The organism is Intrasporangium mesophilum, from assembly GCF_054783095.1.
Genome location: NZ_BAAGRF010000013.1, coordinates 297,413 through 324,389, shown reverse-complemented (window position 1 = coordinate 324,389; position 26,977 = coordinate 297,413). Strand labels below are relative to the sequence as shown.

Here is a 26,977-nt window from a genome sequence, read left to right as displayed (position 1 = left end):
GCCCGACTCGTCAAACACCGAGCAAAGGAGACCGACGTGCAGTACGAGCTGCGCACGCAGGTCATCGAACCGCAGCGCAAGACCTTCGACCACCTCATCGCGCGGTACGGCGACCGACCCGCCTCGCGCTACGAGGAGGGGACGATCGACATCCAGGCGAAGGAGAACTTCCATTACCGGCCGTTGTGGAAGCCGTCCGTGGAGATCTACGACGAGGCGTTCACCGTGCTGCGCCTCATGGACCCGTACTCGTTCACCGACCCGCGCCAGTTCTACTACGCGCCCTACGTCACCTCCCGCGCGGCGATGTCCGAGGCCTTCGGCGCGACGCTCGGCTACATCGAGAGCCGGGGCCTGTTGGATCGGTTGCCCGAGGCCTGGCGGGAGCTCATGACCGAGCTCGTCATCCCGCTGCGCCACTACGAGTCGGGCGCGCAGCTCGTGTCGACGGCGGCGGCGCGCTTCGGGTTCGGCACATCGATCACGCAATGTGCGGCGTACGCCGCCTTCGACCGGATCGGGAACGCCCAGCTCATCAGCCGGCTCGGCATCGCGCTCGACGGCGGCACGGCCGGCCTTCTCGAGGACGCGAAGCGGCTGTGGCTCGACAGCGAGACCCTCCAAGAGCTGCGCCGACTGGTCGAGGAGACCATCGTCGAGCAGGACTGGGGTCTGGCACTGGTCGCTCTCGACGTCACCGACACGTTCCTGTACCGGACGCTCTTCGCCCACCTCGACGACGTGGCGATCACCGGTGGAGCGCCGGCCTTCAGCCTGGTCGCGCAGCACCTCACGGAGTGGTTCGCCGACCAGCGCCGGTGGATCGACGCGCTGTACCGGGCCTGGACGAGCGATCCCGAGCACGGTGCGGACAACGCCCGCGTGCTGGCCGCGACGGTCTCGAACGCGGTCGACCGCGCCGTGACCGCTCTGCGCCCGCTTGCTGCTCGCGCCGACCTGCTGGTCGGGGGCAGCTGCTCGAGCACGCTGGCGCGGCTCGGCGACGAGGTCCGAGCCGCCCACCCCGCACCCACGGAGGCCTGAGATGACCGAGACCAGCATCCCCACGAGCACAGGGACGTCCGCCGTTCCCCCGACGACGCCGGCCACCCGGCGCCCAGTCGGGGTGGACATCCAGGAGTCGGAGGCCAACCGCGCGGTCGTCGAGGCGATCGAGGCGGACAACCCGGACTGCGCCGTGCAGCACATGCCCGGCCTCGTTCGGATCACCGCGCCCGGGCGCCTCGTCGTCAACCGGACGACGGTCGAGGGCCGCCTCGGGCGGGACTGGGAGACGCACGAGTTCCAGATGGCGATCGTCTCCTACTTCGGCCACATCAAGGACTGGGACGACGACGAGATCGTCATCGCCTGGGACCACTGAGCAGAGCCTCGACAAAGGAGACGACCATGACCATCGCCCCCAAGGCGCCGCGCAAGCTGTCGATGAAGCAGCGGTATGAGGCGCTCACCCGTGATCTCGACTGGGAGCCGAGCTACGTCTCCAGCGAGGAGATGTTCCCGTACCTCACGTTCGAGGGGATCACCATCCACGACTGGAGCAAGTGGGAGGACCCGTTCCGGCTCACCGTCGACGCGTACTGCAAGTACCAGGCGGAGAAGGACAAGCGGCTGTATGCCGTGCTCGACGGCTTCGCCCAGGGCCAGGGCCACCTGTCCCTGACGGACGCGTCGTACCTCAACGCGATGAAGCTCTTCCTCCAGGGCGTCGCGCCGCTGGAGTACCAGGCCCACCGCAACTTCGCCTATCTGGCCCGCCACCTGGCCGGCCCCGGGCCGCGCTTCGCGGCGCTCTGCCAGTCGATCGACGAGATCCGGCACCTGCAAACCGAGGTCCACACGCTGTCGAACTACAACAAGTACTACAGCGGGTTCCACAACTACCTGCAGATGCACGACCGGGTCTGGTACCTCTCGGTGCCGAAGTCGTTCTTCGACGACGCGTTGTCGGCCGGCCCGTTCGAGTTCCTCATCGCCATCGGGTTCTCCTTCGAGTACCTGCTGACGAACCTGCTGTTCGTGCCGTTCATGTCGGGCGCGAGCTTCAACGGCGACCTGCCGACCATGACGTTCGGGTTCTCCGCCCAGTCCGACGAGTCGCGGCACATGACTCTCGGGCTCGAGGCGATCAAGTTCCTGCTCGAGCAGGACGAGAAGAACGTTCCGATCGTGCAGGCGTGGATCGACAAGTGGTTCTGGCGGGGCTACCGGGTGACCGGCCTCGTGGCGCAGATGCTCGACTACATGCTGCCGCGCAAGGTCATGTCCTGGAAGGAGGCCTTCGAGCTCTACTTCGAGCAGCAGATGATGCAGGGCCTGTTCGAGGACCTTGCCTTCTACGGCATCCGCCCGCCCAAGCACGTTGACGACGCCATCGCGGAGAAGGAGATCCTGTCGCACCAGGTCTACTGGATCCTCTACCAGTTCTCGCACGCCGCCTCGTTCACGACGAGCGTGCCGGACGACGAGCACCTGCACTGGCTCTCCAGCACCTACCCCGACACTTTCGACCGCTACTACCGGCCGTTGTGGGACAAGGAGAAGCGGAACAACGTCGCAGGCGGACGCCATTTCGTCCGCGGCCTGCCGCAGCTGTGCCAGGTCTGCCAGATCCCCATGGGCTTCACCGAACCGGGCGACCCGACGACCATCTGCCAACGCGAGAGCGAGTACCGGGGCGAGAAGTTCCAGATGTGCTCCGACGGCTGCCAGTGGATCTTCGAGCGCGAGCCGGAGAAGTACGTCCAGGCGTGGCTGCCCGTGCACCAGATCTACCAGGGCAACTGCGGAGGCCCGACGGTCCCCGACGTGCTGGCCTGGTACGGCATCGAGGAGGGCGACGGAGGCGAGCACTACGGCTCCCGCGACGACGCCAACTGGCACCGATGGCACGTGGCAGCAGACCGCGCCGAGGACCGCCTCGGCTCCGAGGCCTGAGAGGAGAAGGACATGGCAGTCAAGAGCATCGGCACGTACGACTTCCCGTCGCGGTCCCGGCAGGAGCTGTACGGCGACGACCAGCTGGTCCACGTGTGGTTTCAAGACAACCCGTGGTTCTGCGCCGCGGCGTGCTTCCGCGCGCCGACGTCGATGAGGTGGGGTGACTTCTGGTCCCAGCTCGTCGTCCCCTTCGCCGAGGAGGACCCCGACTTCGACCCGGCGGCGGCGCGCGCCTGGACCCTGCACGGCGCCGAGGTGAAGCCACGCCACGAGCAGACTCTCGCGGAGATCGGCGTCGTCCACAAGGACGTCATCGGCACGAGGGTTCTCGCCTAGCCACGTCTGCGGAGGGGGTATGCCGGGTGGCCCGCCACACGGCATACCCCTGGCCGTGCCTCGCGACCTCGGTCGCTCGCATCCACCCTGCCCACCGACCCAACCCGCTCGAGGAGCCCGGCCATGGATACCTTCACGATCACCGTGGAGCCGCTCGGTCGCGAGATCGCGTGCCGCGAGGACCAGACGATCCTCGACGCCTGTCTGCGCAACGGAGTCTGGCTCCCGCACTCGTGCACCCACGGCACGTGTGCGACCTGCAAGTGCGACATCGTCGAGGGCGACGTCGACCACGGCGACGCCAGCTCGTTCGCTCTCATGGACTTCGAGCGCGACGAGGGGCGGATGCTCGCCTGCTGCGCCAAGCCCCGATCGGACGTCACCATCGAGGCCGACATCGACGTCGACGAGGACATCGAGGTGCACCCGGTCCAGGACTTCACGGGCACCGTCGTCGCGCTCGACGAGATCGCTAAGGACACGCGCCGCCTGCTCGTCCGGCTCGACCGGCCGATGGCGTTCAATGCCGGCCAGTACCTGAAGTTCGAGGTGCCGGGCACCGGCGCCGACCGCACGTACTCGATCGCCAGCCCGCCGACGGAGCAGTGCGTGCTCGAGTTCCACATCAGACGGACCCCGGGGGGTCTCGCGTCCGACGGGTGGGTGTTCTCGACGATGAGCGTGGGCGACACGATCCGGCTGTCGGGGCCGTACGGCCGTTTCGTCCTCAAGGTCGGCGACGAGCGCGACGCGGTGCTCGTCGCCGGCGGCACGGGCCTGGCCCCGATCAAGTCGATGATCCGGCATGCCCTCGAGAACGGTGCATACGCAGGGCATATCACGCTCTACCAGGGCGGCCGGTCGCGCGAGTGGCTCTACGACGTCGAGGAGTTCCGACGCCTCGAGGCGGAGCACCCGGCGCGGTTCACGTATCGGCCCTGCCTGTCGGAGGAGACCGCGCTCGACGTCGGTGAGGACGCGGAACGCTACGGCTACGGGCTCGTCACCGACGTCATCGCCGGAGACCACGCCACCCTGAGCGGCGGAGCCGGCTACCTCTGCGGACCGCCTCCCATGGTCGAGGCCGCCCTGAAGACCCTGATGTCCAGACGACTGTTTCCGCGCGACATCTACCGTGAAGACTTCTTCGACGAGTCCGACAAGGCCTCGGGTGGGCTGCGCAGCCCCCTCATCAAGCGCTGACCCGAGCGAGCGGAGCGAGCCCATGTCATGTTCGGCGCGCGTCACGCGTGGACTGACGAGCGATGCGAGCGCCAGCGAGCGAGTCGAGGAGGGAAGGCGTGACGTCAGGGCGCGCCGAACGCGGCGAGCGGAGCGAGCCCATGTAATGGCTCACAGGCGGCTGTCGCGGAGCGCACGGGTGAGTGCGTGCGCTGCGGTGAGCACCGCTGGCCCCAGGCGGACGGGGTCGATCGAGGTCGTCCGGCCGGTGACCGACAGGGCCGCCCGTACCTTGGCGTCGCTGCCGAACACCGGCGCCGCGACGCACGAGATGCCGACGTGCGACTCCTCCCGGTCCTGGGCGAAGCCTTTGGAACGGATGTCCCTCAGCTCGCGCTGCAGGGCGCCCGGCGTCGTGATCGTGCGCGCGGTCAGCCGCGGCAGCCCGGCCTCGATCCGGGTCCGGACGACGGCGGCGGGGGAGTAGGCGAGCAGGGCCTTGCCAACTCCCGTCGCGTGCGCCGGGAACCGGCCGCCGGTGCGTGAGCCGACCGACGCGAGGTTCGCGCCGAGGATCTCGACGTAGACGACGTCGACGCCTTCGAGGACGGCCAGGTGGATGCGCTGGCGGGTCGCCTCGCGCAGGTCCTCCATGATCGGCAGCGCCGCCTGCGACAGGGACCTATGCATCGGCACCCGCTCGCCGATCTCGAACAGGCGAAGCCCGAGTCGGTAGCTGCCGTCGTCGAGGCGCTCGAGCAGGCGCTCGCGGCACAGCTGGGCCGCCATCCGGTGGACGGTCGACTTGGGCATGCCGGTCCGACGCGAGAGCTCGCCAAGCCCGAGGTTCGTCGCGCGAGCGTCGAAGGCCTCGAGGATCGCGAGCGTGCGTTCGAGCACACCGGACGGTCCGGCGACCGTGGTGATCTCGCTCACGACGTCCCGATCAGTGGAACGCATGCATTGATTGAACGGCATCGCCGCGGCACTGTCAGGTCAACCCTGTCGGATGAGAGGCCGGTCGATGACGATCGTTGATCACGCCTGGTGCGCCACCACCCCGCGCAAGCCTGCCGCCGCGCAGGACGCCCACCTCGGCTCTGGGCTGAAGTCCGTCGGCTCGGCCCTCGACGTGCTCGAGTGCTTCGCCACGGACGGCGAGCTCGGCGTCTCCGACATCGCGCGCCGGCTGGGGGTCGCCAAGTCGACCGCTCACCGACTGCTCCAGACGCTCGTCAGTCGCGGGTTCGTCGAGCAGGATCCGCACACAGGGGCCTACCGGCTCGGCATCCACCTCTACGAGCTGGGCGAGCTCGCCCTCGCCCGCAACGAGCTGCGCCACGCAGCCTTGCCAACCCTGCGCCAGGTTGCGTACAGCACCAGGCTGACGGTGAACTTCTCCGTGGCCGAGGGCGCCGACGTCGTGTTCGTCGAGCGAATCGAGAACCGCGACGGTGTCCGCATCCTCGGCCACGTCGGGCGTCGCCTGCCCTCCCACTGCACGAGCTCCGGGAAGGTCATCGCCGCGTTCGACCCGAAGGCATACGCCGCCCGGGTCACGGCGGGCTTCCCCCCACGGCTGGGCAACACGGTCCGGACCGCCCAGGACTGGGCTGCCGTCGTCGAGACCGCCCGCACCCAGTGCTACGCCGAGTCGCACGGCGAGTCCTTCGACGGAGCGTCGTCGGTCGCAGTCCCTGTCATGAACCGCGGTCGCGCCATCGCGTCGCTGTCTGTCTTCGGGCCGACGGACCAGGTCAAGCCGGCCGTCGGCCAGCTCGTCCCCCTCCTCACCGCGGCCTCGCGCCGGATCAGCAAGAGCGTCGGCCGCTGACCTTGCGCCTGCCGCGGCGCCGTTCCCGGGAGCGGAACGGGCCACGACGTATGCCGGACCTGCCACCTACGGTGGGCATCGGACAGCGGGTGTGATGCCCGCATCCCGGGCCCGGCGACCGTTGCGCCGCAAGCAGATCGAAGGGATCCACAGGTGGACGACGCTGCGCGTTCCCGGGCGGCGAGCGAACTGCTCGCGGCATACGAGACACGGGAGCCAATTGCCCCGCTGACGACGACCTATCCCGAGATGACGCTCGAGGACGCATACGCGATCCAGCTGCTGCAGATCGACGAGCTGACCTCGGCCGGCCGGGTCGTCAAGGGCCACAAGGTCGGCCTGACCTCGGCCGCCATGCAGACGCTGCTCGGCGTGACCGAGCCCGACTACGGCCACCTCCTCGACGACTTCTTCCATCTCGAGCACCAGCCGATCCCGCTCGACCGGTTCCTCCAGCCACGCATCGAGCCCGAGGTCGCCTTCGTGCTGAAGCGTGCGCTGCGGGGCCCCGGGGTGACCGTCCACGAGGCGCTCGCGGCCGTCGACTTCGTCCTGCCCGCACTCGAGGTCGTCGACTCGCGCATCCGGGACTGGAAGATCGGCCTGCTCGACACCGTCGCGGACAACGCCTCGTCCGGTGCTGTGGTCCTCGGGTCGACGCCGACCGACATCGGTGCCGTCGACCTGCGCCTGGCCGGCGCGACATTCCACCGCAACGCGCGGGTCGTAGGAACCGGAGCCGGTGGCGCCGTCCTGGGATCTCCGCTCAACGCGCTCGTCTGGCTCGCCAACACGGTGGGTGCCCGCGGCATCAGCCTCGAGGCGGGCCACGTCGTCCTGCCCGGTTCGGTGTGCGCCATGGTCCCCGTGGCGCCCGGCGACACGTTCACGGCCACCTTCGCCGGCCTCGGCTCGGTGACAGCGCGCTTCAAGACCAATCCCTCCGACAAGGAGTAACCACATGGCCAGGACCAAGGGCATGGCGGCGATCGTCGGGCCGGGCAACATCGGCACCGACCTGATGTTCAAGCTGATGAGGCGCAGCGAGCTCATCGAGCCGCGCTGGATGATCGGCGTCGACCCCGCATCGGACGGCCTGCGACGAGCCGCCTCGCTCGGGCTGGAGGCGTCGCACGAGGGGGTCGACTGGCTGCTGGCCCAGGACGAGCTGCCCGACATCGTTTTCGAGTGCACGTCGGCGAGGGCCCACGAGGTCAACGCCCCCCGCTATGCCGAGGCCGGCATCCTCGCGGTCGACCTGACGCCGGCCGCCGTCGGACCTTACATCTGCCCGCCCGTCAACCTCGAGTTCAACCTCGACGCGACGAACGTCAACCTGATCACCTGCGGCGGGCAGGCGACGGCGCCGATCGTCAAGGCGGTTTCCAGCGTGGTGCCAGTGCCGTATGCCGAGATCGTCGCCTCGATCTCGTCGAGGTCGGCCGGGCCGGGGACGCGCGCCAACATCGACGAGTTCACCGAGACCACCTCCGCAGCCCTCGAGGTGGTCGGCGGCGCCCAACGCGGCAAGGCGATCATCATCCTCAACCCCGTCGAGCCCCCGCTCATGATGCGCAACACCGTCTTCTGTGCCATCCCCGAAGAGGCTGCGGAGTCGGGGAGCCTTCAGGATGCCGTCCTGGAGTCCATCCACCGGATGGTCGAGACCGTGAGGGAGTACGTCCCCGGCTACCACCTTCGGGCGGACGTCCAGTTCGACTCGCCGCGCGAGACGTGGCGTGGCCAGGCCCGCGTGTTCGTCCCCCTAGAGGTCAAGGGCCGTGGGGACTACCTGCCCGACTATGCCGGCAACCTCGACATCATCACAGCGGCCGCGGCCAGGGTCGGTGATCTCATGGTCGCCCACCGACTCGGCGTCGCATCGACGTGGAAGTCCTCGGCCGACCTCGGCGAGCTGGCCGCCGATCGCACGTCCGCCCGCTCCACCAGTACCGCCGCCGCCGACGTCAAGGCAGGAGTCTGACCCATGGGTGACATGACCATCCGCCCGGAGGACGCGCCCGTCGTGTCCGAGCAGCTGACCGACTCGGACGTGCTCGCTCGCACCCCGGGCGCCGGCGGCGAGCGTGACGTTCGCATCACCGACTCGACCCTGCGGGATGGCTCCCACGCGATGCAGCATCAGTTCACGGAGGGCCAGGTCCGTGGCGTCGTGCACGCGCTCGACCGCGCCGGCGTGCAGGTCATCGAGGTCTCGCACGGCGACGGCCTCGGCGGCTCCAGTTTCAACTACGGCTTCTCGACGGTCGATGAGTTCGACCTCATCGCGGCGGCCGTGGACGAGGCGACGCAGGCGAAGATCGCCGTGCTGATGCTCCCCGGGCTCGGCACAGTGCACCATCTCAGGAAGGCCCACGCGGTCGGCGCTTCGGTGGCCCGGATCGCCACGCACTGCACCGAGGCCGACGTCTCGATCCAGCACTTCGGGGCAGCGCGCGCCCTCGGCATGGAGACCGTCGGATTCCTCATGCTCTCGCACAAGGCTGCGCCCCAGGAGCTCGCGAGGCAGGCCCGGATCATGGTCGACGCGGGCGCGCAGTGTGTCTACGTCGTGGACTCCGCGGGTGCCCTGGTCCTCGACACGGCGCAGGCGCGGATCGCGGCGGTCATCGAGGAGGTCGGGGGTCAGGCCCAGGTCGGATTCCACGGGCACCAGAACCTCAGCATGGGCATCGCGAACTCCGTGCTCGCGTATCAGGCGGGTGCCCGGCAGATCGACGGGGCGCTCTGCGCCCTCGGCGCCGGCGCCGGCAACAGCCCGACGGAGGTGCTCGCGGCGACGTTCGAGCGCCTGGGGATCCGGACCGGCGTCGACCTCGGCGAGGTGCTCTCGGCCGCCGAGGAGGTCGTGCGCCCCTTCATCCCGCGACTTCCGTGGATGGACCGTGCGTCCATCACCCAGGGGTATGCCGGGGTCTACTCGTCCTTCCTCCTGCACGCCGAACGCGCGTCCGACCGATACGGCGTCCCCGCGCACGCGATCCTCCAGCGGGTCGGCGAGGCCGGCTACGTCGGCGGCCAGGAGGACATGATCATCGACATCGCCCTCGAGCTGCGCGAGGAGCGAGAGCGCGAGCTCGCGATGGGCGACCTCGCCGGGCTGGGGGTGGCGTGATGTCGACCGGAACCATGCCCGAACGGGGCTGGGACATCGAGTCCGTCGCAGCAGAGCTGCTCGCCTGCGAGGACGAGCGGCGCGACCGCGAGCCCTTCACCGACGAGTGGCCCGGGCTAGACCTCGACACGGGGTACCGCATCCAGGACCGCAACCTCGAGAAGCGACTTGATCGCGGGGAGCAGCTGATCGGCGTCAAGCTCGGCCTGACGAGCCGCGCGAAGCAGCAGCGGATGGGCGTCCACGTCCCGTTCGTCGCCTGGCTCACCGACGCGATGGTGCTCCCCGTCGGGGACGACGTCCCGCAGTCACGGCTCATTCACCCGCGGGTCGAGCCGGAGATCGTCTTCGTCATGGGCGACCGGCTCGAGGGGCCCGGCGTGACCTGTGCCCGGGCCATGGCCGCGGTCGAGAGCGTCTGGGGTGGGGCCGAGCTCATCGACTCGCGCTACCGCGACTTCCGGTTCACCGCCGGAGACGTCGTGGCCGACAACGCCTCCTCGGGTGCCTTCGTCACCGGGCCGATCGGGCTGCCGCCCGCGGAGCTCGACCTCGGGCTGGAGGCCGTCCTCGTCGAGGTCGACGGTGTCGTCGTCGACTCCGCGACGGGGGCAGCGGTGCAGGGCCATCCGGGGGAGGCCCTCGCACTCGCTGCCAACGACCTTGCCCGCCGGGGCCACGCCATCGAACCGGGCTGGATCGTGCTCACCGGCGGGATGACCGATGCGGTCTACGCACCGCCGGGCACCTCGGTGGCGATGCACTTCACCCACCTCGGGTCGGTCTTCCTCAACGGAGGTGACTGACGGTGCCTATCGTCGAGATCACCCTCACGCAGGGGCGCACCCCGGAACAGCTGCGCACTCTCATCTCCGCGGTCACCCATGCGGTCGTCGAGAGCGTTGACGCCCCTGTCGAGAGCGTCCGCGTCGTCGTGCGCGAGGTGCCGACCACCCACTTCGCGGCCGGGGACGTCACGATCGCCGAGCGCGTCGCCACCCGGCATACCCAGTCCTCGTCCTGAACCGCACGTGATCCCAAGGTGACCACCATGAGCAGCTATCCCTTCTTCGGGCACATCATCGACAACGAAGAGGTCGAGAGCCTCGACGGCACACGCTTCGACACCGTCAACCCATGGACCCGCCAGAAGTGGGCCGAGGTCGCGGAGGCCTCGGCAGCCGACGCGGACCGCGCGCTCGGCAGCGCCCGCCGGGCCTATGACGAGGGGCCGTGGCCGCGAATGGGCCGCACCGAGCGGGCCCGGCTCATCCACCGGCTCGCCGACCTCATGGAGGAGCACGCCGAGGAGCTCGCGAGCGCGGACTCCACCGACATGGGCAAGCCGCTCGCCCAGGCCAGGCACGACGTCGCTCGCTCGGTGTGGAACTTCCGCTTCTTCGCCGACCACCAGCGCGACCACGTCGGCGAGGTGATGCCGATGGACAGCGGCCACCACGCCTACACCGAGTTCGGCCCGGCCGGGGTCGTCGCCGCGATCTCCCCGTGGAACTTCCCGCTCATGATGGCGACGTGGAAGATCGCTCCGGCGATCGCGTGGGGCAACACCTGCATCATCAAGCCCGCGGAGGACACCCCCGCCTCCGTCGTCATGCTCGGGCGCCTCGCGGTCGAGGCCGGGTTCCCACCGGGGGTCCTCAACGTCCTGAACGGTTTCGGAGAGCCGGCCGGCTCGTCGCTGACGGGCGACCCTCGGGTCGACCGGGTCACGTTCACGGGGGAGTCCGGCACGGGCCGCATCATCATGTCGGCGGCAGCCCAGAACCTCACGCCCGTGAGCCTCGAGCTCGGCGGCAAGGGCGCCAACGTCGTCTTCGACGACGCCGACCTCGACAACGCCGTCCACTGGGCGGTCGAGTCGATCTTCCGCAACGCCGGACAGGTCTGCCTCGCCGGCTCGCGCCTGTTCGTCCAGTCGGCGGTCTACGAGGAGTTCGTAGCTCGCTTCAAGGACGCAGCCGAGACGCTTGTCATCGGCGACCCGTTCGCGCCGGAGACGCAGTTCTCGTGCCTCGCTTCGCAGGAGCACTACCGCAAGGTGGCGTCGTACGTGGAGACCGTCGAGGAGCAGGGTGGCAAGATCCTCACCGGCGGCCTCATGGGCGACGGATCGTGGGTCGTGCGCCCGACGATCGTCACGGACCTGCCGCTGACGGCGACGCAGTACCGCCAGGAGATCTTCGGCCCGGTCGTCGTGGTCAACCGGTTCGAGACGGAGGCGGAGGTCGTACGCCTCGCGAACGACACCGCGTACGGCCTCAACGCGATGCTCTTCACCGAGAACCTCTCGCGGGCGCACCGCGTCTCCTCGAACCTCAAGGCCGGGACCGTCTGGGTGAACTGCTTCTTCATCCGTGACCTGCGCGCTCCCTTCGGCGGCGTCGGCGACTCGGGCGTCGGTCGCGAGGGCGGCACCTTCAGCCGGGAGTTCTTCACCGAGCCAAAGGCCGTCGTCATGCAGATCGACCGAGACGCGCGAGGGTGAGCGCCATCGCCATCGGCGGGCACTTCGTCGACATCGACGGCACTCCGACGTGGGTCCACGACCTGGGCTCGGGGCCCGCCGTCCTCCTGCTCCACGGCTCAGGCCCGGGCGTCAGCGCGGCCGCGAACTGGCGCCTCACGATCCCGGCCCTCGTCGAGGCGGGCCATCGTGTCGTGGCCGCGGACCAGCTCGGTTTCGGGCGCACGGTGCCCCCTGAGGGCCATGAGTACTCCATGGAGTCATGGCTGGCACACGCCGTCGCGCTCCTCGACACCCTCGGCATCGACCGTGCCAGTGTCGTCGGGAACTCGTTCGGCGGCGCGGTCGCGCTGCGGCTCGCCAGCGCACATCCCAGCAGGGTGGAGCGACTCGTGCTCATGGGTTCCGTCGGCGTGCCGTTCGCCATCACCGAAGGGCTGGAGTCGGTCTGGGGGTTCCAGCCCTCTGTCGAGGCGATGCGCGAGCTGCTCGGGGTCTTCGCCTATGACACCTCGCTTGTCAGCGATGACCTGGCGCGCGACCGTTATGCGGCGGCGGTCGCCGACGGGGCCGACGCCCGTTTCGCGGCGATGTTCCCTGCGCCCCGCCAGCGTTGGGTGGACGCCATGGCTCTTCCGGCCGAGCAGCTGAGTGCGATCAGTGCGCCGACCTTGCTCATCCACGGTCGCGACGACCTGGTCATCCCGCTGGAGACGTCGCTCGAGCTGGTGCGACTCATCGACGACGTTCAGCTGCATGTGTTCGGCCGGTGCGGCCACTGGACCCAGATCGAGAAGGCCGCCGACTTCAACGCGCTGCTGACCCGTTTCATCGCCTGACTCCTCGGCTCATCCGGTGGCTGGTGCGCTGTCCGGCCACGGGATGTCGGTTGTGCTTACCCATCGGTCACGCGGGCTGGATGTGCCTTCTCGCGAACCGATGGAGCGCGAGCCCGCCGGGTATTGCCCAGGTGGTTCACCGTGAGACGCCAGCACGTTCCGAGTCCGACAAACCAGGTTTGAGGCCTCCGTGGGGGCTGTCGTCGGTTGCGGGCGGGGAGCGTGTTCGCGTTCCTGGCTCACCGGCTCATCACCTCCGCCCACCGGCAGGTGCGGAGGTGCGGCGGCTGCTGGGGAACGGCGGGGGGCGGCGGATAGGTTGGCCCGATGAGGTTGGTGGAGGACTATCTCGCGCGGCTGGGTCTCGAGCGCGAGGAACCGTCGGTCGAGGGGCTGTTCCGGTTGCACCGCGCACACGTGGAGCGGGTGCCGTACGAAACGTTGTGGATCCATCTCGATGAGCGGCGCGGGATCGACCAGGAAACGTCGGCCAGGCTGGTGGCGGGTGGCCGCGGCGGCTACTGCTACCACCTCAACGGCGCGTTCGGCTGGCTGCTCGCGCAGCTGGGCTATCGCGTCACCCGGCACGTCGGCGGCGTGCACGGACCGGGCGGGCCGGACGCCGACTCCTTCACCAACCACCTCGCGCTGACAGTCGACGGGCTGTCGGACGAGTCGTGGTACGTCGACACAGGGCTGGGCGACGCGCTGCACGAGCCGGTGCCGCTCCGTGCCGGGACCTACCGCCAGGGACCGATCGAGTTCCGGCTCGAGGTGCTCGACGGGAGCGGCGACTGGCACCTGGTGCACGACCCGAAGGGTTCGTTCCCCGGCATGGCGTGGCATCCCGGACCCACCGCGATGGACGCCTTCGCCGAGCGTCACGCGACGCTGTCGACGGCGCCGGACTCTGGCTTCGTGAAGGTGATGGTCCTGCAGCGCCGCGACGCCGACTCGCTCGACAGCCTGCGCGACCTCACCCTCACTCACGTGGCGTCGGACGGGCCGTCGGCTACGACGATCGAGACCGAGACGGACTGGCACGCGGCGTTCGGCGACGTGTTCGGGATCGACGTGCGCAGCCTTCCCACCGAACGACTGGCATCCCTGTGGCCGAACCGGGTGGCCGCTCACGAAGCCTGGCTCGCGACCCGGGCCGCCACTGCGTCTGACGGGTGAGTCAACGCGGACGCTGATTCCGGGTTCAACGTATCCGTTGAACCCGTCGAAGGCGGACCGAGACACGACGCCGTGCAGCGCCTCGCGGAGGGCCAAGCCCTGCCGTATGCCGCCGTGCCTCCCCCCCGCGACCGGCGACAGCCCGCAACTGGGGTGGCTGACCCGGGTGCTCCGAGCTCGTCAGCTGCTGGTGATGAGGACCTTGAGCGCGTGCTCGTCCGCGGCGTTGGCGAAGGTGTCGTACGCCTCGATGAACTGCTCGAAGGTGAAGTGGTGGGTGACGAACTTCGACGGGTCGATGTCACCGCTCGTGATCTGGTCGAGCAGCTCTGGTGCCGTCGTCGCGTTGACGAGACCGGTGGTGATCGTGATGTTGTTGATCCAGTCCCGCTCGATGGGGAAGGTGACGGCTTCGCCGTGAACCCCGACGTTGGCGACCCGGCCGCCCGGGCGGATCGAGTCGAGTGCCGCACTGAAGGTCGCGGGCAGCCCGACGGCCTCGATGGCCACGTCGACTCCGAGACCGTCACTGCTGTGCTTCTTCAGCTCGGTCGGGACGTCGTCGCCGGACGTGGCGTCGATCGTGTCCGTGGCCCCGAAGCCGCGCGACTCCTCGAGGCGGAACTTGTTGCCGTCGACGGCGACGACCTTGCTCGCCCCGGCTGCGGCCGCGGTCATGATCGCGGCGAGCCCGACCGGGCCGGCGCCGATGACGGCGACGACGTCGCCCTGCTTGACGGCGCCGTTGAGGACCCCGATCTCGTAGCCGGTCGGGAGGATGTCAGAGAGCATCGTGCCCTGCTCGGCAGTGACTCCGTCGGGGAGTGGGATGAGTCCGTTGTCGGCGAATGGCACCCGGACGTACTCGGCCTGGGTGCCGTCGATGAGGTGACCGAAGATCCAGCCGATCCCGCCCAGCGTCTGGCAGTGGGAGGTCAGTCCCGCCGTGCAGAACTCGCACGTCATGCACTTGCTGATGCACGAGATGATGACTCGGTCGCCGACCTTGACCTTGGTGCACCCCGGCCCGACCTCGGTGACGACGCCGACCCCCTCGTGACCGAGGATCCGGCCTGGCGTGACGGCGGGGACGTCGCCCTTGAGGATGTGCAGGTCCGTGCCGCAGATGGTCGTGGCCTCGACCTTGACGATGGCGTCCGTGGCGTCCTGGATCGCCGGATCCGGGACGTCCTCCCAGGCCTTCTGGCCCGGACCGTGGTAGACGAGTGCCTTCATGACGAACCTCCTGTGTCCTCCGAAAGGGGCCGCCCGAAGCACACAGGCCCCGGCGCGCTGCAGCGTCAGGCTAGGCGCCCCTGATGACGATCCACGTCTCAATGTGAGAACCGGCCGGTCTGCCCGCTGCGTGCTCAGGGCCTCAGCCCGCGAGCACCTGCCCGCCCCTCGACCGGCCCGAGCGGGGCAACTGCGGCGGCCACGTCGGCGGCACACAGCTCGGGCTCCTCGAGCACCGCGAAGTGGCCTCCGCGCTCACTGGCTAGGTGGCTTACGGGAGAGCAACCGTCATCGACCTAGAGATCCCCGGGAAGCTCCGACTGGGCAAACCAACTTCCGGCATCCTCTCGGCGAGATCGAGTCACGGTTCCAAGGTGAGGAGGATGCCAGCATGCAGGTGCCGAGCTTTGGTTGAGGGCGTATCGCCGAGCCTTCAGCAGGGAAGGCGCCTGGATATCAGGACATGACTCTGAGCTATGTGCAAGAGTCCTTCCCTCGCACCGTTATCGAGACGCTTGGTCTTGGACCTCGGGTGTGCCCACGTGAATGATGCGGTCGGAGTCGAGACTGGCAACGTCGGTGACGGCCTGCACGAACTCGCTCGGGGCTTCTTGGGGCAGGTTGTGGCCCACACCGCTGATCAGACGGTGGAGGTACGGGCCGGTGAACTTGGCGGCGTACGCGCTGGCGTCGGGATGCGGTGCTCCGTTGGCATCTCCCTCCAATGTGATTGTCGGGACTGATATTGAGGGGGCGGCGGCCAGCCTCGCCTCGAGGCGGTCGTACTCCGGCTCGCCGGGTGCCATGCCGAGTCGCCAACGGTAGTTGTGGATGACGATGTCCACGTGGTCCCGGTTGTCGAAGGCCGACGCACTACGGTCGAAGGTCGCTTGGTCGAAGTTCCACGCCGGTGAGGCTGTGCGCCAGATCAGTTCGGCGAAGTCCCGACGGTTGTCCCTGTAGCCGTCGCGACCCCGTTCGGTGGCGAAGTAGAACTGGTACCACCACTGGAGCTCAGCGGCCGGAGGCAGCGGGCGCCGGTTCGCGACCGGGCTTCCGATGAGGTATCCACTGACCGATACGAGACCGTTGCAGCGCTCCGGCCAGAGGGCGGCCAGGACGTCGGCCGTGCGGGCGCCCCAGTCGCATCCGGCCACGATCGCCGACTCGACTCCCAGTGCATCCATCAGAGCGATCGCGTCCACGGCGAACGCCGACTGTTGGCCGTTGCGGATCCGCGCCTCGCTCAGGAACTGGGTGGTGCCGTATCCCCGCAGGAAGGGCACGATGACGCGATATCCGACGGCGGCCAGGGCTGGGGCTGCCTCTGCATAGGTGTGGATGTCGTAGGGCCAACCGTGGAGCAACACGACGGCCGGGGCCGCGCGGTCTCCGAGGTCGACGTAGCCCACGTCCAGCACGCCCGCTTCGATCTGCTTGAGGTCTTCGAGCATCATTCTCTCCCTTGCTCCGTGTCGCACTCGGTGTTGCGCCGAGAGCGCTGCTCAGCTGTCGGTCGTCGCCTGACCTGCCGCTGTCGCGGCTGGCGTGGGAAGTCCGACTGAGACCAGGACTTTGCCGACCGTGCCGTTTTCCACGGCGGCATGCGCCCGCGATGTCTCCTCCAGCGGGAACCGGTGGATCGGCAGACCTGCGGCGTGGCCTATTCTCAGAGCCCCGTCCTCGATGGCGAGGTTTATGTCAGTGGCTCCGTCGTTGATCCGGTCCCAGCCGACCGTGTAGAGCAGCACGAACTGGTAGCGGGCGTTGAGCGACATGGCGCGTCCAAGGTCGACCTGGAACCCGTTCCCGCGATCGTTTGCGTACACGGCTATCGTTCCTCGCCGGCGGAGCACCGCGAGATCCAGGTTGGCGTTGGCGGCGGCGGCGACTTCGACGATCAGGTCGACGCCCTCGGGTGCGAAGCGTCGGATCTGGCCGGCGGCATCATCGTGACGGCGGTCGAGGATCAGGTGTGCTCCTGCCGCTGTGGCGAGCTGTCCTTTGGAGGTGTTGCTGACGGTCGAAACCACGCGCGCGCCTGCCCACCGGGCCAGCTGGATCGCGGCATTACCTACCGCTCCGGCTCCGCCGTGCACCAGGATCGTGCGTCCTTGAAGGGCGCCGTCGCGCAGACGGGTAGGACCGTCCTCGGCGCTCGTCAGTGCCCGATACGCGGTGCCGGCCGGGATGCCGATGCTCGCGCCCAGGTCGAAGTCGGCCCCGGCCGGCAGAGGAAAGACACGTTCGACCGGGACGACTGTGTACTCCTGGGCGGTACCGCTCAGTGGACGGCCGCTGCCTGCGAGCGTGACCCACACGCGGTCGCCCACCCGAAAGCGGCTCGGCCCAGACCCGATGGCGTCGACGACGCCCGCACCGTCGTGGTTCGGAACCGTTGGCCCGGCCGCGCCTGGGCCGTACTGTCCGCGGCGCGACTTCCAGTCCGTCGGGTTGACCCCTGACACCATGACACGGACCCGGACCTCGCTCGGTCCCGGCTCGGGCCGGTCGCGCTGGACGACCTCCAGGACCGAGGGATCACCCGGCGCGGCATACATCACCGATCTCATGACCTGTTCCTCGCAGCCGGTCGTGGTTCTCAGACGTTCCGGTATCCGCCGCCCCACCAGGCGGTGACGATGTCGGCGTACCCGTCCGGGGCGTCCTCCCACGTGAAGTGGCCGGCGTCGATGAGGTCGAGCTTGCTCTTCGGCAGCCGCTGGTCCAGGAAGCGGTGGTTGCTCGGCGGCACAGCCCAGTCCCACATGCCGCCGATGATCTGCACGGGTGTCTCGATGGAAGGCAGCAGTTCGGCCAGGACCGGCAGCTCGCCCGGGTAGGCGCGCACGTACCGCATCGACTCGACGAACCGGTCACCGTCGTAGGCGCTCAGGTAGTCCTCGCGCACGTCGTCGGGAAGCTGGTACTGCTCGATACCGCTGACAGCCCCGCTGACGATCAGGCGCGGGTCGATGGAACGGAACTGCTCGACGTCCGGAGCGGTCACCCAGTCGTTGAGAATCCCGCCGAGTTCCAGCGGGTAGGAGGCCCCGCCGCTGCCCAGCACGATGCTGCGGATGCTGCCGGGGTGGTCGGCAGCGGCGAACAGCAGGGCGCCTGTGCCGATGTCGGGACCGACCGTGTGGGGGGTGTCCAGCTCGAACGCCTCGATCAGCGTGAGGACGAACTCGCCCATCGCGCGGGGAGACATCAGGGACTCACGGCCCTCCGAGTGGCCGAACCCGGGCAGGTCGACGGCGACGAGGTGCGCGCTGTCGGCCAGACGGCTCCACATCTGGTCGAATGCGTGGACGCTTTCCGGCCACGGGCACAGCAGCAGGGCGTCAACGTCGCGGGAGGCGCTCTCGGCGTAGCGGATCTTCAGCCCGTCCACGGTGCGGAACTGGGGGACGATCGTGGTGTGCGTCGTGATGCTCATTGGACGTTCTCCTTTTCGAGGGTGCGAGGCGAGGGCAGCGGTATGGCCGGTTGGGTCGTGGGCGCGCTCGTGGGGGACTGCGCGTAGAGGAAGGCGCTGACCACGGCGACCCACAGCAGGGCGACGACCGGCACCACCAGGCGCGAGTACAGGCCATCCGGCGACCACACCCCGTCGAAGGCCCAGGTGAAACCGCCGAGGAGCACCAGCACGACCGCTGCCACACCGGCGGTGAACGCTCCTGTTGACACCTGCTGCGCCTGCCAAAGTCCGAAGGTGCCGGCCATGATCAGCATCGCCATGGGGAAGGACGCTACGACCAGGGACACACGGCCCATGCCGTTCAGGGCCGACGTCAGCGCGTCGTTGCCGGCGGCTGCAACCGAGTAGGCGAGTGCCCCGTTGATCGTGATCCACAGCAGGATGACGGCGGCGGCAACGGCGCTGGAGGCTGTCGCGGCCGCAGCCCAGATGCCTTGCCCCGCGTCCCGGAGGCCCGAGGCCAGGGCGGCAGCGAACCACAGCAGGTTGAGCATCGCGAAGCCGAGCAACGCGGTGGCCACGAGGACGCGGGTGCGGTCCCCGTTGTAGAACTGCGCGAGCTCGGCGGCGGACGCATTTACGTGAGGCTGGCCGCCGTAGATGAGGTAAGAGACCACGAAGGTGATGACGAAGGCGAGGCCGCTGCCTCGCCACACGCGGTCGAAAGATGAGATCTCCATTGACGATGTCTCGTTGACCATGACGTGCTCCTGATGAGTCCGGCGTTGACGGAAGGTCCGTGCCTTGATGGGTCACTCCAGACAGTCGCGCCGGACGCGTCACACCCGCACCCGTGTCACTCCCTGGTAGCCACCCGGGTGTCACTCCCTGGTAGCCACCCGGGTGTCCCACGGGAAGGACACGTTCCAGGGACGCGACCAGGGTGTCCCCCGGGCGCGACATCGGAAGTCGCGAAGCGAGGCTGACGATGTCGTCATCCGTTGTCTTGAAGGAACTCCCCATGACCGCACCCACCGTCGTCCTCGTTCACGGCGCCTTCGCCGACGGTTCCAGCTGGTCAGGGGTCATCGACCACCTGAACTCGGCTGGGCTCGAAGCCGTGGCGATCGCCAACCCGCTGCGCGGGATCGGGCCCGACGCGGCATACCTGACCAGCTTCGTGCGCCAGCTCGACAAGCCGGCCCTGCTCGTGGGCCACTCCTACGGCGGGGCCCTGATCACGCAGACCGGGTCAGACGCCGCCAACGCCGTCGGGCTGGTCTTCGTGGCCGCCTTCGCGCCCGACACCGACGAGCAGCTCAGCGCGATCAACGCGCGCTACCCCGACGTCGCGCTCGCAGCCGCTCTGCGAACGATGACCTACCCCGTGGACCATGCAGAGCCGCACAGCGAGGCATACATCGAGGTGGCCTCGTTCCACGCAGCATTCTGTGCTGACGTCCCTGAAGCTCAGGCCCGGGTCCTGGCCGCTACGCAGCGGCCGGTCTCCTTGGACGCGTTCACCTCGGTGGTCACGAGCGCGCCGGCGTGGCGAACGCTGCCCTCGTGGGCCGTGGTCGCCACGGGCGACCAGGCGATTCACCCGGACGCCGTTCGCGACATGGCCAAGAGAGCGGGCAGCGACATTGTCGAGGTCGAGGCTTCCCACGCGGTCGCCGTCTCCAAGCCGGAGGTCGTGGCCACGGCGATCCGGCGTGCCGCAGAGGCGACGAGCTGACCCGACTCACCGCCTGTGCCTAGGAGGTTCGCGCCGCAGCAGGCTGGTTCATGACCAGCGGGTCTGCCGGGCAGGCACGGCCGGGCAGGCACGGCCGGGCAGGCACGGCCGGGCAGGCACGCGAGCCGGCGCTTCTTCTGGCACCCGGTGCGGTTGTCGCCGGGGGGCGGTACCGCGCCGGGTGCTCGAGGAGCCACGCGCGATGCACGGCCTTGCTCACGGCACAGGCGTAGTGTGCCCCCGGCTTGGCAGCACGTCCTTGAGCCCGCGTCGCGAGCTGATGCCGAGCTTGGTGAACACCTTCCCAAGATGCCATTCGACCGTACGGGCGCTGAGGAACAGCTCCGCGGCGATCTCAGGGTTCGTACGCCCGTCGCGGGCCAGCCGAGCGATGTGGTCCTCCTGGGCGGTCAGCTCGACCCGGGTGTCCATCTGACGGGCGCGGACGTGCTCCCCGGTGGCGAGCAGCTCTCGACGAGAGCGTTCTGCGAAACCCTCGGCGGACATGGCCTCGAACATCTCGAGCGCCGTCCGCAGGTGCTCTCGGGCGTCGCCACGGCGATTCTCCCGCCGCAACCATTCGCCGAACACGAGATGAGTGCGTGCAAGCTCCACCCTGACGCCGGCCCGCCCCAGCCGTTCGATCGCCTCGAGATGCAGATTCTGGGCCTGATCGCCTTCTGCGAGCAGTGCTCGACAACGGGTCGCGATCCCCAGCCCCCAGTCGCTGGACCCGCAGTTCGACGTGTCGAGGAACTGGTGCAGAGCCGCGCGTGCCACCTCTGGTTCGCGACAGTGGACCGCTGCCTCCACCCGTTCGGGCAGCATCCATGTCGCGATGAGGGACCGGATCGTCGTTGGGTCTGCTGGAGTGGAGGCCGCCATCGCCTCGGCGTAGCGCCCGACGCCGTTGTTCAGGATGGTGGTCGACAAGCGGGCAAGGTCGACTCCCAATCCTTCGCCGCGGCGGATGGAGTCCTCGGTCGCGGCCGCGATGAGCGCAGATGCCTCATCCGTGCGCCCTCGATACGCCGATAGCAGCATGGCGCCGTAGGGGACGATCTGCATACCGGTCGCCTGGGTGATTGCGTCGTGCTCCGCGGTCAGCGCGCCTGCCGTCTCGAAGTCCCCCTTCCAGGTGGCTACCACGGCGAGCCCGTTGAGCGCGGTCGGCAGCACGGACAACGCGCCCAGCTCGCGGGCCAGCTGGACCTGGCGACCGCTCATCGCCTCCCAGCTGTCCAGATCCCACAGCGCCGCCGCGGCTGCGGTCGTCGCGCGCATCGCGCCGTGGTGCAGCCAGCTCTCTGCCGGCATGTCAGCCTCTCGGAGCCGGCCGAGAGCCTCACGCAGCACCGGCTCGGCGGTCGCCAACCCTTCGGTGACCAGCAGAACCAGACCCGTCAGCACCGGGCCAAAGGGTATGGGTGTGTCTGGGGGTGGACACTCGCTGGCCTCCTTGCAGATGGTGACGACGTCACCACCGGGCGTGGCCAGGTGCCCGGCGAACATCGCCGCCGCCAAGGCGTCCAGGTAGGTACGGCTGGCCAGCGTGGAGTCAAGGCGCTCCAGGCGCTTGGCGGCGCTGAGCAGCTGCAGTGGGGCATCGCCGCCCGCATCCGAGGCCGAGGCAATCTGTCCGCACGCCTGCGCGAGGCGAGCCCTGGCGAGCTCGTCGGTGGCCTCGGACTCCGCCATGGCCGCGAGGCCGAGGGCGGTATCGAAGGCGCCGGCGCGCGTATGCGATCGCACGGCGGCGAGCCTGCGCTCGAAACGAGCGTCTGGCGCGGGCGTGAGACCGGCTGACCGTTCAAGCAGAGCTGCTGCCGCGGCGAAGCCACCGCGGGCCTGAGCGCGCTCCGCACTAGCCTCCAGCTCCGCGGCGACCTCCTCGTCGGGGCCAAGGCACGAGTGCGCACGGTGCCACGCACGCCGGTCCGGCTCGACCTCACGGTCTATGGCCTCGGCCAACGCCTCATGGGCTACGCGGCGGTCCTCAGCCGGCGCCGACCGGTACACGGCCGAACGCACCAGGGGGTGACGGAACCGCACCCGAGCACCGACTTCGAGCAAACCCTCGGCCGCCTCCGGCAGCGCCGCATCGGTGCCGATGCCCAACAGGCCCGCCGCCCGCCACAGAGTGGTGGCATCTCCCAGCCCCTCGCACGCTGCCAGAAGCAGGAACAGCTGGGTCGGCTCCGGCAGCTTGCGCACCTTGGCGATGTAGAGGCTTTCCACGCCGGCGGTCGCGCCGCCGAGCGGTAACCCGAACCCCGCGGCGAGCTCGGCTGCGCCCATCCCCCGGGAGAGCTCGAGCAAGGCAAGGGGGTTGCCCCCGGTCTCGGCCACGACCCGGGCGCACACGCGCAGGTCGAGCCTGCCTGGCACGACCGTGGCCAACAGCTTTCTCGCGTCCTCGCCGCGCAGACCTCCGAGCCGCATCTCGGGCAGGGCGGCGAAGTGCCCCCGATCCGCATGGTCTTCCCCCGTGCGGACGCCGAAGACCAGCGCCACGGACTCGACGTCCAGCCTGCGCGCGACGAAGCCGAGGACCTCGCTGGACGCTGCGTCCAGCCATTGGGCGTCATCGACAAGGCACAGCAGCGGCTTGGCCCGGGAGACCTCGGCCATCAGGCTCAAGGTCGCGAGCCCGACCAGGAAGCGGTCAGGTGCCGTGACCCTGGTGATGCCCAGGGCAGCGCGCAAGGCGGCCTGTTGCGGCTCGGGAAGCGCCTCGAGCCTGTCAAGCCATGGTGAGCACAACTGGTGAAGGGCGGCATAGGCAAGCTCGGCCTCGGCTTCCACGCCCGCGATCTCCGCGACCCGAAAGCCCGCGCGGGCGCGGGAGGCGAGCTGGCGCAGCAGTGCGGTCTTACCCATGCCCGGCTGACCACGGATCACCAGGGCCGCGCTCTCCCCGGCCTTCAGACGGTCGCAGAGCTGGTCCAGCTCGTGCAGCTCCGTGTCCCGGCCGTGCAAGCGAGGGTCGCCGGACATGGTCGGAGTATAGGTGCTCGCTGGTCTGCTCTTTCTTTACGTGTTGCACACCCTGGTTCGCTCGACCAGGGCCGTACCCGGGTGCGTCAGACGTGCCAGGGCACTCATGGTCGAACCATGACACCAAGGGGTGAGCCGAGCGACGCCTACGACGTCATCGTCATCGGTGGCGGGGCTGCCGGTGAACACTGCGCTGCAGTGCTCTGCGCAGGCGGCGCTCGGGTCGCCATCGTCGAGCGCGAGCTGTTGGGCGGCACCAGCACCTACTGGGGCTGCACGCCCTCCAAGACGTTGTTGCGCCCGGGCGAAGTTCTCGCTGCCGCCCGGCAGGTTCCCGGAGCCGCTGAGGCGCTCAACGGCTCCGCGCTGGACGCGACGGCTGCGCTCCGGTGGCGTGACTTCATGGTGTCTGGCTATGACGACCGCAGGCAGGAGAGCTGGGCTCACCGCATTGGTGTCGAGGTTCTGCGCGGGCAAGGCCGGCTCGCCGGAGCGCACACGGTCGACGTCGACGGGAGCGCCTACCGCGCCGAACATGTCGTGATCGCCACGGGATCGGACCCGGCCATTCCTGCGGTGCCGGGGCTGCGTGACCTGCCCGGAATCTGGACGGAGCGTCAGGCGACGGAGCTCACCGACGTGCCGGAGCGCGTGGTCGTCTTTGGGGCGGGGCCGATCGGTGTCGAGATGAGCCAGGCGCTGGCACGCATGGGTGCCTCGGTGGTCCTGGCTGACGTCGCCCAGCACGTGCTGCCATGTGAGCCGCGCCCCGTGGGCGAGGCGATCGGGGCGGCGCTGTCCGACGACGGCGTCGACCTGAGACTGGTCCGGGAGGTGGTACGGGCCCGCATGGACGGCGAGGACTACGTGCTTGAGCTGGCCGACAACAGCCACGCCCGTGGTAACCGGCTGCTGGTTGCGACGGGGCGCCGGCCGCGCGTCCACGACATCGGCTTGGAGTCGGTGAACGTCAGGGCTGACCCCCGCGGAATCCGGGTCGATGGGCGGATGTCTTTCGGGGAGAAGCTGTGGGCCATCGGCGACGTGACCGGCTTGTGGCCGTTCACCCATGTCGGGGAGTACCAGGGGCGCGTCGCGGCTTCCAACATCCTTGGACATTCCCGGGCGGCCAACTACGAGGCGGTGCCACGTGTGGTGTTCACCGACCCGCAGGCGGCATCAGTCGGCCAGCGGGCCGGGCCGTGTGCTGCCACCGTGCCGTTGTCCAGTCTGGCCCGCACCTCGACCTACACCCGTGCGTACGAGACGCGCCCGGGTTTCCTCACTCTGGTGTCAGATGGCGTACGCCTCATCGGCGCCTACGCAGTCGGCCCGCAGGCCGGTGAGTGGCTGCAGCAGGCGACCCTCGCCATCCGGGCCCGCACGCGCATCTCAGTGCTGCTGGACGTCATGCAGCCCTTTCCGACCTTCTCCGAGGCGCTGTTCCAGGCACTCAGCGACCTGGACGCCCAGATTCGCCGGTCGACCCCGCCCTCACCCAGGCCGGTCTGACCCGCGAGGATCTTCGGCGCCGGACCGTCGCCTGTCGGGTCCGCCGCTGTGATGGGCCCGGCTGGAGTGGCTAGGCATCCGGCCGAGCCGCCGGCCGCCCGGGGTGCCGGCCCGGGTGCCGGCAAAGTGCCCGGGGAAGGACCAGGGTCAACCCCCGGTGTGAGCGGGAGGCAGCGCAGCGATCGTGGCGATGGGCACGAGATCCGAACGTGCCCCTGAGTCGAGGAGAAAGCCATGAAGTCGATTCGCAAAGGGCGAGTTGCGTTGCTCGCTCTGCCCATTGTCCTGACCGGCCTGGTCGGGTTGGGCAGCTACAGCGCGACCGCAGTCGCTGCCGCGGCACAGGCGGCCGATGCCCCGGTGGTCGTCACCGAGACCGGTGCCATCAGAGGTGTCGCCGTCCCCGGAGGAGTCGCCTTCCGGGGCATTCCGTATGCCGCACCACCGATCGGGCAGCTGCGCTGGAAGGCACCACAGCCGGCCGCGCGCTGGACCGGCGTCAGAGACGGCTCGCAGTACGGACCCAGCAGCCCCCAGCCGCGGGTGCCGCTGACCAATGTCGGCGGGGTGCTGTCCGAGGACTCGCTGTACCTGAACGTGTCCACCCCGGCCACCAACCGCAGCACCCGGCCCGTCCTGGTCTGGTTCCACGGCGGCGGCAACGTCCTGGGTGCCGGTCGCGACTATGACCCGGCCCAGCTTGCCGCTAAAGGCATCGTCGTCGTCACGGTCAACTACCGGCTCGGCGCCCTGGGCTTCCTGGCCCACCCGGCCTTGGCGTCGTACCCCGGTGGCCCATCGGGAAACTACGGCCTCATGGACCAGCAGGCTGCCCTGCGCTGGGTTCAGCGCAATATCGCCGGCTTCGGCGGCAACAAGGACAACGTGACCATCGCCGGCCAGTCCTCAGGCGGCCTCTCCGTGCTGGCGCACCTCACATCGCCCGGTTCCCGTGGACTGTTCGCGAAGGCAATCGTGCAGAGCGGGTCGTTCGCGCTGCGGCAGCAGTCGCACGAGGCTGCCGAGTCATTCGGTGAGCAGCTCGCCCGCCAGCTCGGCATCAGCGGTGGCACACCTGCCCAGATCGCCGAGCAGCTCCGCAGCGTCCCGGTTGATGACCTGGTGAACAACTTCCCCATCGCCACCATCCCCGGATACGTCGACGGGCAAGTCCTGCAGCGCTCGATCGGCGACTCACTGGCCAGCGGAACGTTCGCGCGGGTGCCCGTCCTGCAGGGCACCGACCATGACGAGGAGGCCGTGTTCACCACCATCGGGCTCGCGGTCAGCAACGGCCAGTTCGTCGAGGCGCAGGGCATCACGGCCGACAACTACCAAGACAAGATCGCCGCTGTTTTGGGCGTGTCGAGCGACCGCGCAGCCCAGGTGGTCGGGGAATACCCGCTGTCCGACTACGCGTCGCCGACGCAGGCGCTCAGCGTCCTGACCGGAGACGCGAGCTTCGTCAAGGGGACGTTGCAGGTCAACTCCTGGCTCACGGGGCGGGTACCGACCTACACGTACGAGTTCAACGACGCCGCCGCCCCGGTGCGCTATCCGCCGCCGCTGAACCCGGCGGTCGCCACCCATGGGTCCGAGCTGACGTACCTGTTCGACCTGCCAGATGCTGTCTTCCAGACGCCGCTTACTTCCAGCCAAGAAGCTCTGGCCGACAGCATGCGAACCGCATGGAGCCGTTTCGCCGCCACGGGCAACCCGTCGACACGGACGCTGGCTTGGCCGCGCACCGGTACCGGTGACGCGACCACGGTGATGTCCCTGCAGACGCCGAGCCCGGTTCTGTCCGCGACCTACCCGCAACGCCACCACTACGCATTCTGGGCAGCAGGCTGACGGGTCGCCAGGCGGGTGCGGGTCAGGCATCCTGCCCAGCCGGGCACGAGCACGCACGCTCGTGCCCGGCCCCGGATGCGAGGGCAGTAGGCCCGTAGGTGGAGGCGGCGCAGCCGCGGCGCCCCGGGTGTCGGACCAGGGATCGGCACGGGTTCGACGGAACCCGCATTGAAGGCACTGTCAGAGGCAGTAGCAACGCACGTCGCTGAGGAGAAGGCGCCGTGCCCCCTCGCTCGAGACGGACGTGGGCGTCGTTTACAGCGG

The 26,977-nt window shown here is 69.2% G+C and carries 24 protein-coding genes; 17 read left to right on the top strand and 7 right to left on the bottom strand.

The genetic code is table 11. From position 1 onward, the window contains the following. Positions 1-36 precede the first annotated feature (36 nt). The 5 genes from ACYVLP_RS12890 to ACYVLP_RS12870 all read left to right on the top strand — a co-directional run bounded on the left by ACYVLP_RS12890 (position 37) and on the right by ACYVLP_RS12870 (position 4,500). Complete coding sequence (locus ACYVLP_RS12890; RefSeq protein ID WP_460627747.1) at positions 37-1,044, top strand: ferritin family protein; 1,008 nt, start codon at positions 37-39, stop codon at positions 1,042-1,044. Position 1,045: 1 nt separating this feature from the next. Then, positions 1,046-1,384, top strand: coding sequence for an MmoB/DmpM family protein (locus ACYVLP_RS12885; protein WP_460627746.1), 339 nt, complete (start codon positions 1,046-1,048; stop codon positions 1,382-1,384). A 26-nt stretch (positions 1,385-1,410) separates the two neighbouring features. Continuing rightward, a complete protein-coding gene (locus ACYVLP_RS12880) occupies positions 1,411-2,958 on the top strand; it encodes a YHS domain-containing protein (RefSeq protein WP_460627745.1) in 1,548 nt (515 codons plus the stop codon). Positions 2,959-2,970: 12 nt separating this feature from the next. Beyond that, the gene (locus ACYVLP_RS12875; protein WP_460627744.1) at positions 2,971-3,297 is read left to right on the top strand and encodes a phenol hydroxylase subunit P4; all 327 of its coding nucleotides are present in this window, start codon (positions 2,971-2,973) and stop codon (positions 3,295-3,297) included. A 123-nt stretch (positions 3,298-3,420) separates the two neighbouring features. Beyond that, positions 3,421-4,500, top strand: coding sequence for a 2Fe-2S iron-sulfur cluster-binding protein (locus ACYVLP_RS12870; RefSeq protein ID WP_460627743.1), 1,080 nt, complete (start codon positions 3,421-3,423; stop codon positions 4,498-4,500). Between the two features lie 150 nt (positions 4,501-4,650). Here the strand turns inward: ACYVLP_RS12870 and ACYVLP_RS12865 are convergent, their stop codons facing one another. Next, on the bottom strand, positions 4,651-5,439 hold the full coding sequence (locus ACYVLP_RS12865) for an IclR family transcriptional regulator (RefSeq protein WP_460627742.1): 789 nt from the start codon (positions 5,437-5,439) through the stop codon (positions 4,651-4,653). Between the two features lie 64 nt (positions 5,440-5,503). Here ACYVLP_RS12865 and ACYVLP_RS12860 point away from each other — a divergent pair, with 64 nt between their 5' ends. The 9 genes from ACYVLP_RS12860 (at position 5,504) to ACYVLP_RS12820 (ending at position 13,952) form a co-directional block, all read left to right on the top strand. After that, entirely contained in the window at positions 5,504-6,313 is an 810-nt protein-coding gene (locus ACYVLP_RS12860; RefSeq protein ID WP_460627741.1) for an IclR family transcriptional regulator, read from the top strand. Positions 6,314-6,466: 153 nt separating this feature from the next. Beyond that, positions 6,467-7,270: a 2-keto-4-pentenoate hydratase gene (locus ACYVLP_RS12855; protein ID WP_460627740.1), complete on the top strand. Its 804-nt coding sequence runs from the start codon at positions 6,467-6,469 to the stop codon at positions 7,268-7,270. A gap of 4 nt (positions 7,271-7,274) precedes the next feature. Next, positions 7,275-8,297 (top strand): acetaldehyde dehydrogenase (acetylating), encoded by a 1,023-nt coding sequence (locus tag ACYVLP_RS12850; RefSeq protein ID WP_460627739.1) that lies wholly within the window; start codon positions 7,275-7,277, stop codon positions 8,295-8,297. A gap of 3 nt (positions 8,298-8,300) precedes the next feature. Then, positions 8,301-9,449 (top strand): 4-hydroxy-2-oxovalerate aldolase, encoded by a 1,149-nt coding sequence (gene dmpG, locus ACYVLP_RS12845; protein ID WP_460627738.1) that lies wholly within the window; start codon positions 8,301-8,303, stop codon positions 9,447-9,449. Continuing rightward, a complete protein-coding gene (locus ACYVLP_RS12840) occupies positions 9,449-10,255 on the top strand; it encodes a 2-keto-4-pentenoate hydratase (RefSeq protein WP_460627737.1) in 807 nt (268 codons plus the stop codon). Before dmpG ends, ACYVLP_RS12840 begins: the two co-directional genes overlap by 1 nt. 2 nt (positions 10,256-10,257) lie before the next feature. Beyond that, the gene (locus ACYVLP_RS12835) at positions 10,258-10,473 is read left to right on the top strand and encodes a 2-hydroxymuconate tautomerase (protein WP_460627736.1); all 216 of its coding nucleotides are present in this window, start codon (positions 10,258-10,260) and stop codon (positions 10,471-10,473) included. A gap of 27 nt (positions 10,474-10,500) precedes the next feature. Continuing rightward, complete coding sequence (locus ACYVLP_RS12830) at positions 10,501-11,955, top strand: aldehyde dehydrogenase (protein ID WP_460627735.1); 1,455 nt, start codon at positions 10,501-10,503, stop codon at positions 11,953-11,955. Further along, complete coding sequence (locus tag ACYVLP_RS12825; protein ID WP_460627734.1) at positions 11,952-12,773, top strand: alpha/beta fold hydrolase; 822 nt, start codon at positions 11,952-11,954, stop codon at positions 12,771-12,773. The genes ACYVLP_RS12830 and ACYVLP_RS12825 overlap by 4 nt, the downstream gene beginning before the upstream one ends. Positions 12,774-13,100: 327 nt before the next feature. Beyond that, positions 13,101-13,952, top strand: a complete 852-nt coding sequence (locus ACYVLP_RS12820; protein WP_460627733.1) for an arylamine N-acetyltransferase family protein — start codon at positions 13,101-13,103, stop codon at positions 13,950-13,952. Between the two features lie 180 nt (positions 13,953-14,132). Here the strand turns inward: ACYVLP_RS12820 and ACYVLP_RS12815 are convergent, their stop codons facing one another. The 5 genes from ACYVLP_RS12815 to ACYVLP_RS12795 all read right to left on the bottom strand — a co-directional run bounded on the left by ACYVLP_RS12815 (position 14,133) and on the right by ACYVLP_RS12795 (position 19,352). Continuing rightward, positions 14,133-15,188 carry an alcohol dehydrogenase catalytic domain-containing protein gene (locus tag ACYVLP_RS12815; RefSeq protein ID WP_460627732.1) on the bottom strand — a complete coding sequence of 352 codons (1,056 nt, stop codon included), beginning with the start codon at positions 15,186-15,188 and terminating at the stop codon, positions 14,133-14,135. Positions 15,189-15,691: 503 nt separating this feature from the next. After that, positions 15,692-16,642 carry an alpha/beta fold hydrolase gene (locus ACYVLP_RS12810; RefSeq protein WP_460627731.1) on the bottom strand — a complete coding sequence of 317 codons (951 nt, stop codon included), beginning with the start codon at positions 16,640-16,642 and terminating at the stop codon, positions 15,692-15,694. Positions 16,643-16,693: 51 nt separating this feature from the next. Beyond that, positions 16,694-17,761, bottom strand: a complete 1,068-nt coding sequence (locus ACYVLP_RS12805) for an NADPH:quinone reductase (protein ID WP_460627730.1) — start codon at positions 17,759-17,761, stop codon at positions 16,694-16,696. A 29-nt stretch (positions 17,762-17,790) separates the two neighbouring features. Further along, positions 17,791-18,630 carry an alpha/beta fold hydrolase gene (locus ACYVLP_RS12800; RefSeq protein ID WP_460627729.1) on the bottom strand — a complete coding sequence of 280 codons (840 nt, stop codon included), beginning with the start codon at positions 18,628-18,630 and terminating at the stop codon, positions 17,791-17,793. Beyond that, the gene (locus ACYVLP_RS12795; RefSeq protein WP_460627728.1) at positions 18,627-19,352 is read right to left on the bottom strand and encodes a hypothetical protein; all 726 of its coding nucleotides are present in this window, start codon (positions 19,350-19,352) and stop codon (positions 18,627-18,629) included. The genes ACYVLP_RS12800 and ACYVLP_RS12795 overlap by 4 nt, the downstream gene beginning before the upstream one ends. A gap of 281 nt (positions 19,353-19,633) precedes the next feature. Between ACYVLP_RS12795 and ACYVLP_RS12790 the strand changes: the two genes are divergently transcribed. Next, positions 19,634-20,350 (top strand): alpha/beta fold hydrolase, encoded by a 717-nt coding sequence (locus ACYVLP_RS12790; RefSeq protein ID WP_460627727.1) that lies wholly within the window; start codon positions 19,634-19,636, stop codon positions 20,348-20,350. Positions 20,351-20,566: 216 nt separating this feature from the next. Here ACYVLP_RS12790 and ACYVLP_RS12785 read toward each other — a convergent pair whose 3' ends face one another. Continuing rightward, positions 20,567-23,347, bottom strand: coding sequence for an ATP-binding protein (locus ACYVLP_RS12785; protein WP_460627726.1), 2,781 nt, complete (start codon positions 23,345-23,347; stop codon positions 20,567-20,569). 117 nt (positions 23,348-23,464) lie between these two features. Here ACYVLP_RS12785 and ACYVLP_RS12780 point away from each other — a divergent pair, with 117 nt between their 5' ends. After that, positions 23,465-24,859 carry a dihydrolipoyl dehydrogenase family protein gene (locus tag ACYVLP_RS12780; protein ID WP_460627725.1) on the top strand — a complete coding sequence of 465 codons (1,395 nt, stop codon included), beginning with the start codon at positions 23,465-23,467 and terminating at the stop codon, positions 24,857-24,859. A gap of 234 nt (positions 24,860-25,093) precedes the next feature. Then, on the top strand, positions 25,094-26,713 hold the full coding sequence (locus ACYVLP_RS12775) for a carboxylesterase/lipase family protein (protein ID WP_460627724.1): 1,620 nt from the start codon (positions 25,094-25,096) through the stop codon (positions 26,711-26,713). Positions 26,714-26,977: the final 264 nt, after the last annotated feature.

Bases quoted from the DNA above. Each gene is read 5' to 3' on its own strand.
- ACYVLP_RS12840 (WP_460627737.1), top strand. From the start codon at position 9,449: ATGTCGACCGGAACCATGCCCGAACGGGGCTGGGACATCGAGTCCGTC.
- ACYVLP_RS12865 (WP_460627742.1), bottom strand. From the start codon at position 5,439: ATGCGTTCCACTGATCGGGACGTCGTGAGCGAGATCACCACGGTCGCC.
- ACYVLP_RS12775 (WP_460627724.1), top strand. From the start codon at position 25,094: ATGAAGTCGATTCGCAAAGGGCGAGTTGCGTTGCTCGCTCTGCCCATT.
- ACYVLP_RS12875 (WP_460627744.1), top strand. From the start codon at position 2,971: ATGGCAGTCAAGAGCATCGGCACGTACGACTTCCCGTCGCGGTCCCGG.
- ACYVLP_RS12830 (WP_460627735.1), top strand. From the start codon at position 10,501: ATGAGCAGCTATCCCTTCTTCGGGCACATCATCGACAACGAAGAGGTC.
- ACYVLP_RS12810 (WP_460627731.1), bottom strand. From the start codon at position 16,642: ATGCTCGAAGACCTCAAGCAGATCGAAGCGGGCGTGCTGGACGTGGGC.
- ACYVLP_RS12805 (WP_460627730.1), bottom strand. From the start codon at position 17,761: ATGAGATCGGTGATGTATGCCGCGCCGGGTGATCCCTCGGTCCTGGAG.
- ACYVLP_RS12880 (WP_460627745.1), top strand. From the start codon at position 1,411: ATGACCATCGCCCCCAAGGCGCCGCGCAAGCTGTCGATGAAGCAGCGG.
- ACYVLP_RS12780 (WP_460627725.1), top strand. From the start codon at position 23,465: ATGACACCAAGGGGTGAGCCGAGCGACGCCTACGACGTCATCGTCATC.
- ACYVLP_RS12815 (WP_460627732.1), bottom strand. From the start codon at position 15,188: ATGAAGGCACTCGTCTACCACGGTCCGGGCCAGAAGGCCTGGGAGGAC.
- ACYVLP_RS12860 (WP_460627741.1), top strand. From the start codon at position 5,504: ATGACGATCGTTGATCACGCCTGGTGCGCCACCACCCCGCGCAAGCCT.
- ACYVLP_RS12850 (WP_460627739.1), top strand. From the start codon at position 7,275: ATGGCCAGGACCAAGGGCATGGCGGCGATCGTCGGGCCGGGCAACATC.
- ACYVLP_RS12790 (WP_460627727.1), top strand. From the start codon at position 19,634: ATGACCGCACCCACCGTCGTCCTCGTTCACGGCGCCTTCGCCGACGGT.
- dmpG (WP_460627738.1), top strand. From the start codon at position 8,301: ATGGGTGACATGACCATCCGCCCGGAGGACGCGCCCGTCGTGTCCGAG.
- ACYVLP_RS12785 (WP_460627726.1), bottom strand. From the start codon at position 23,347: ATGTCCGGCGACCCTCGCTTGCACGGCCGGGACACGGAGCTGCACGAG.
- ACYVLP_RS12795 (WP_460627728.1), bottom strand. From the start codon at position 19,352: ATGGAGATCTCATCTTTCGACCGCGTGTGGCGAGGCAGCGGCCTCGCC.
- ACYVLP_RS12820 (WP_460627733.1), top strand. From the start codon at position 13,101: ATGAGGTTGGTGGAGGACTATCTCGCGCGGCTGGGTCTCGAGCGCGAG.
- ACYVLP_RS12800 (WP_460627729.1), bottom strand. From the start codon at position 18,630: ATGAGCATCACGACGCACACCACGATCGTCCCCCAGTTCCGCACCGTG.
- ACYVLP_RS12870 (WP_460627743.1), top strand. From the start codon at position 3,421: ATGGATACCTTCACGATCACCGTGGAGCCGCTCGGTCGCGAGATCGCG.
- ACYVLP_RS12885 (WP_460627746.1), top strand. From the start codon at position 1,046: ATGACCGAGACCAGCATCCCCACGAGCACAGGGACGTCCGCCGTTCCC.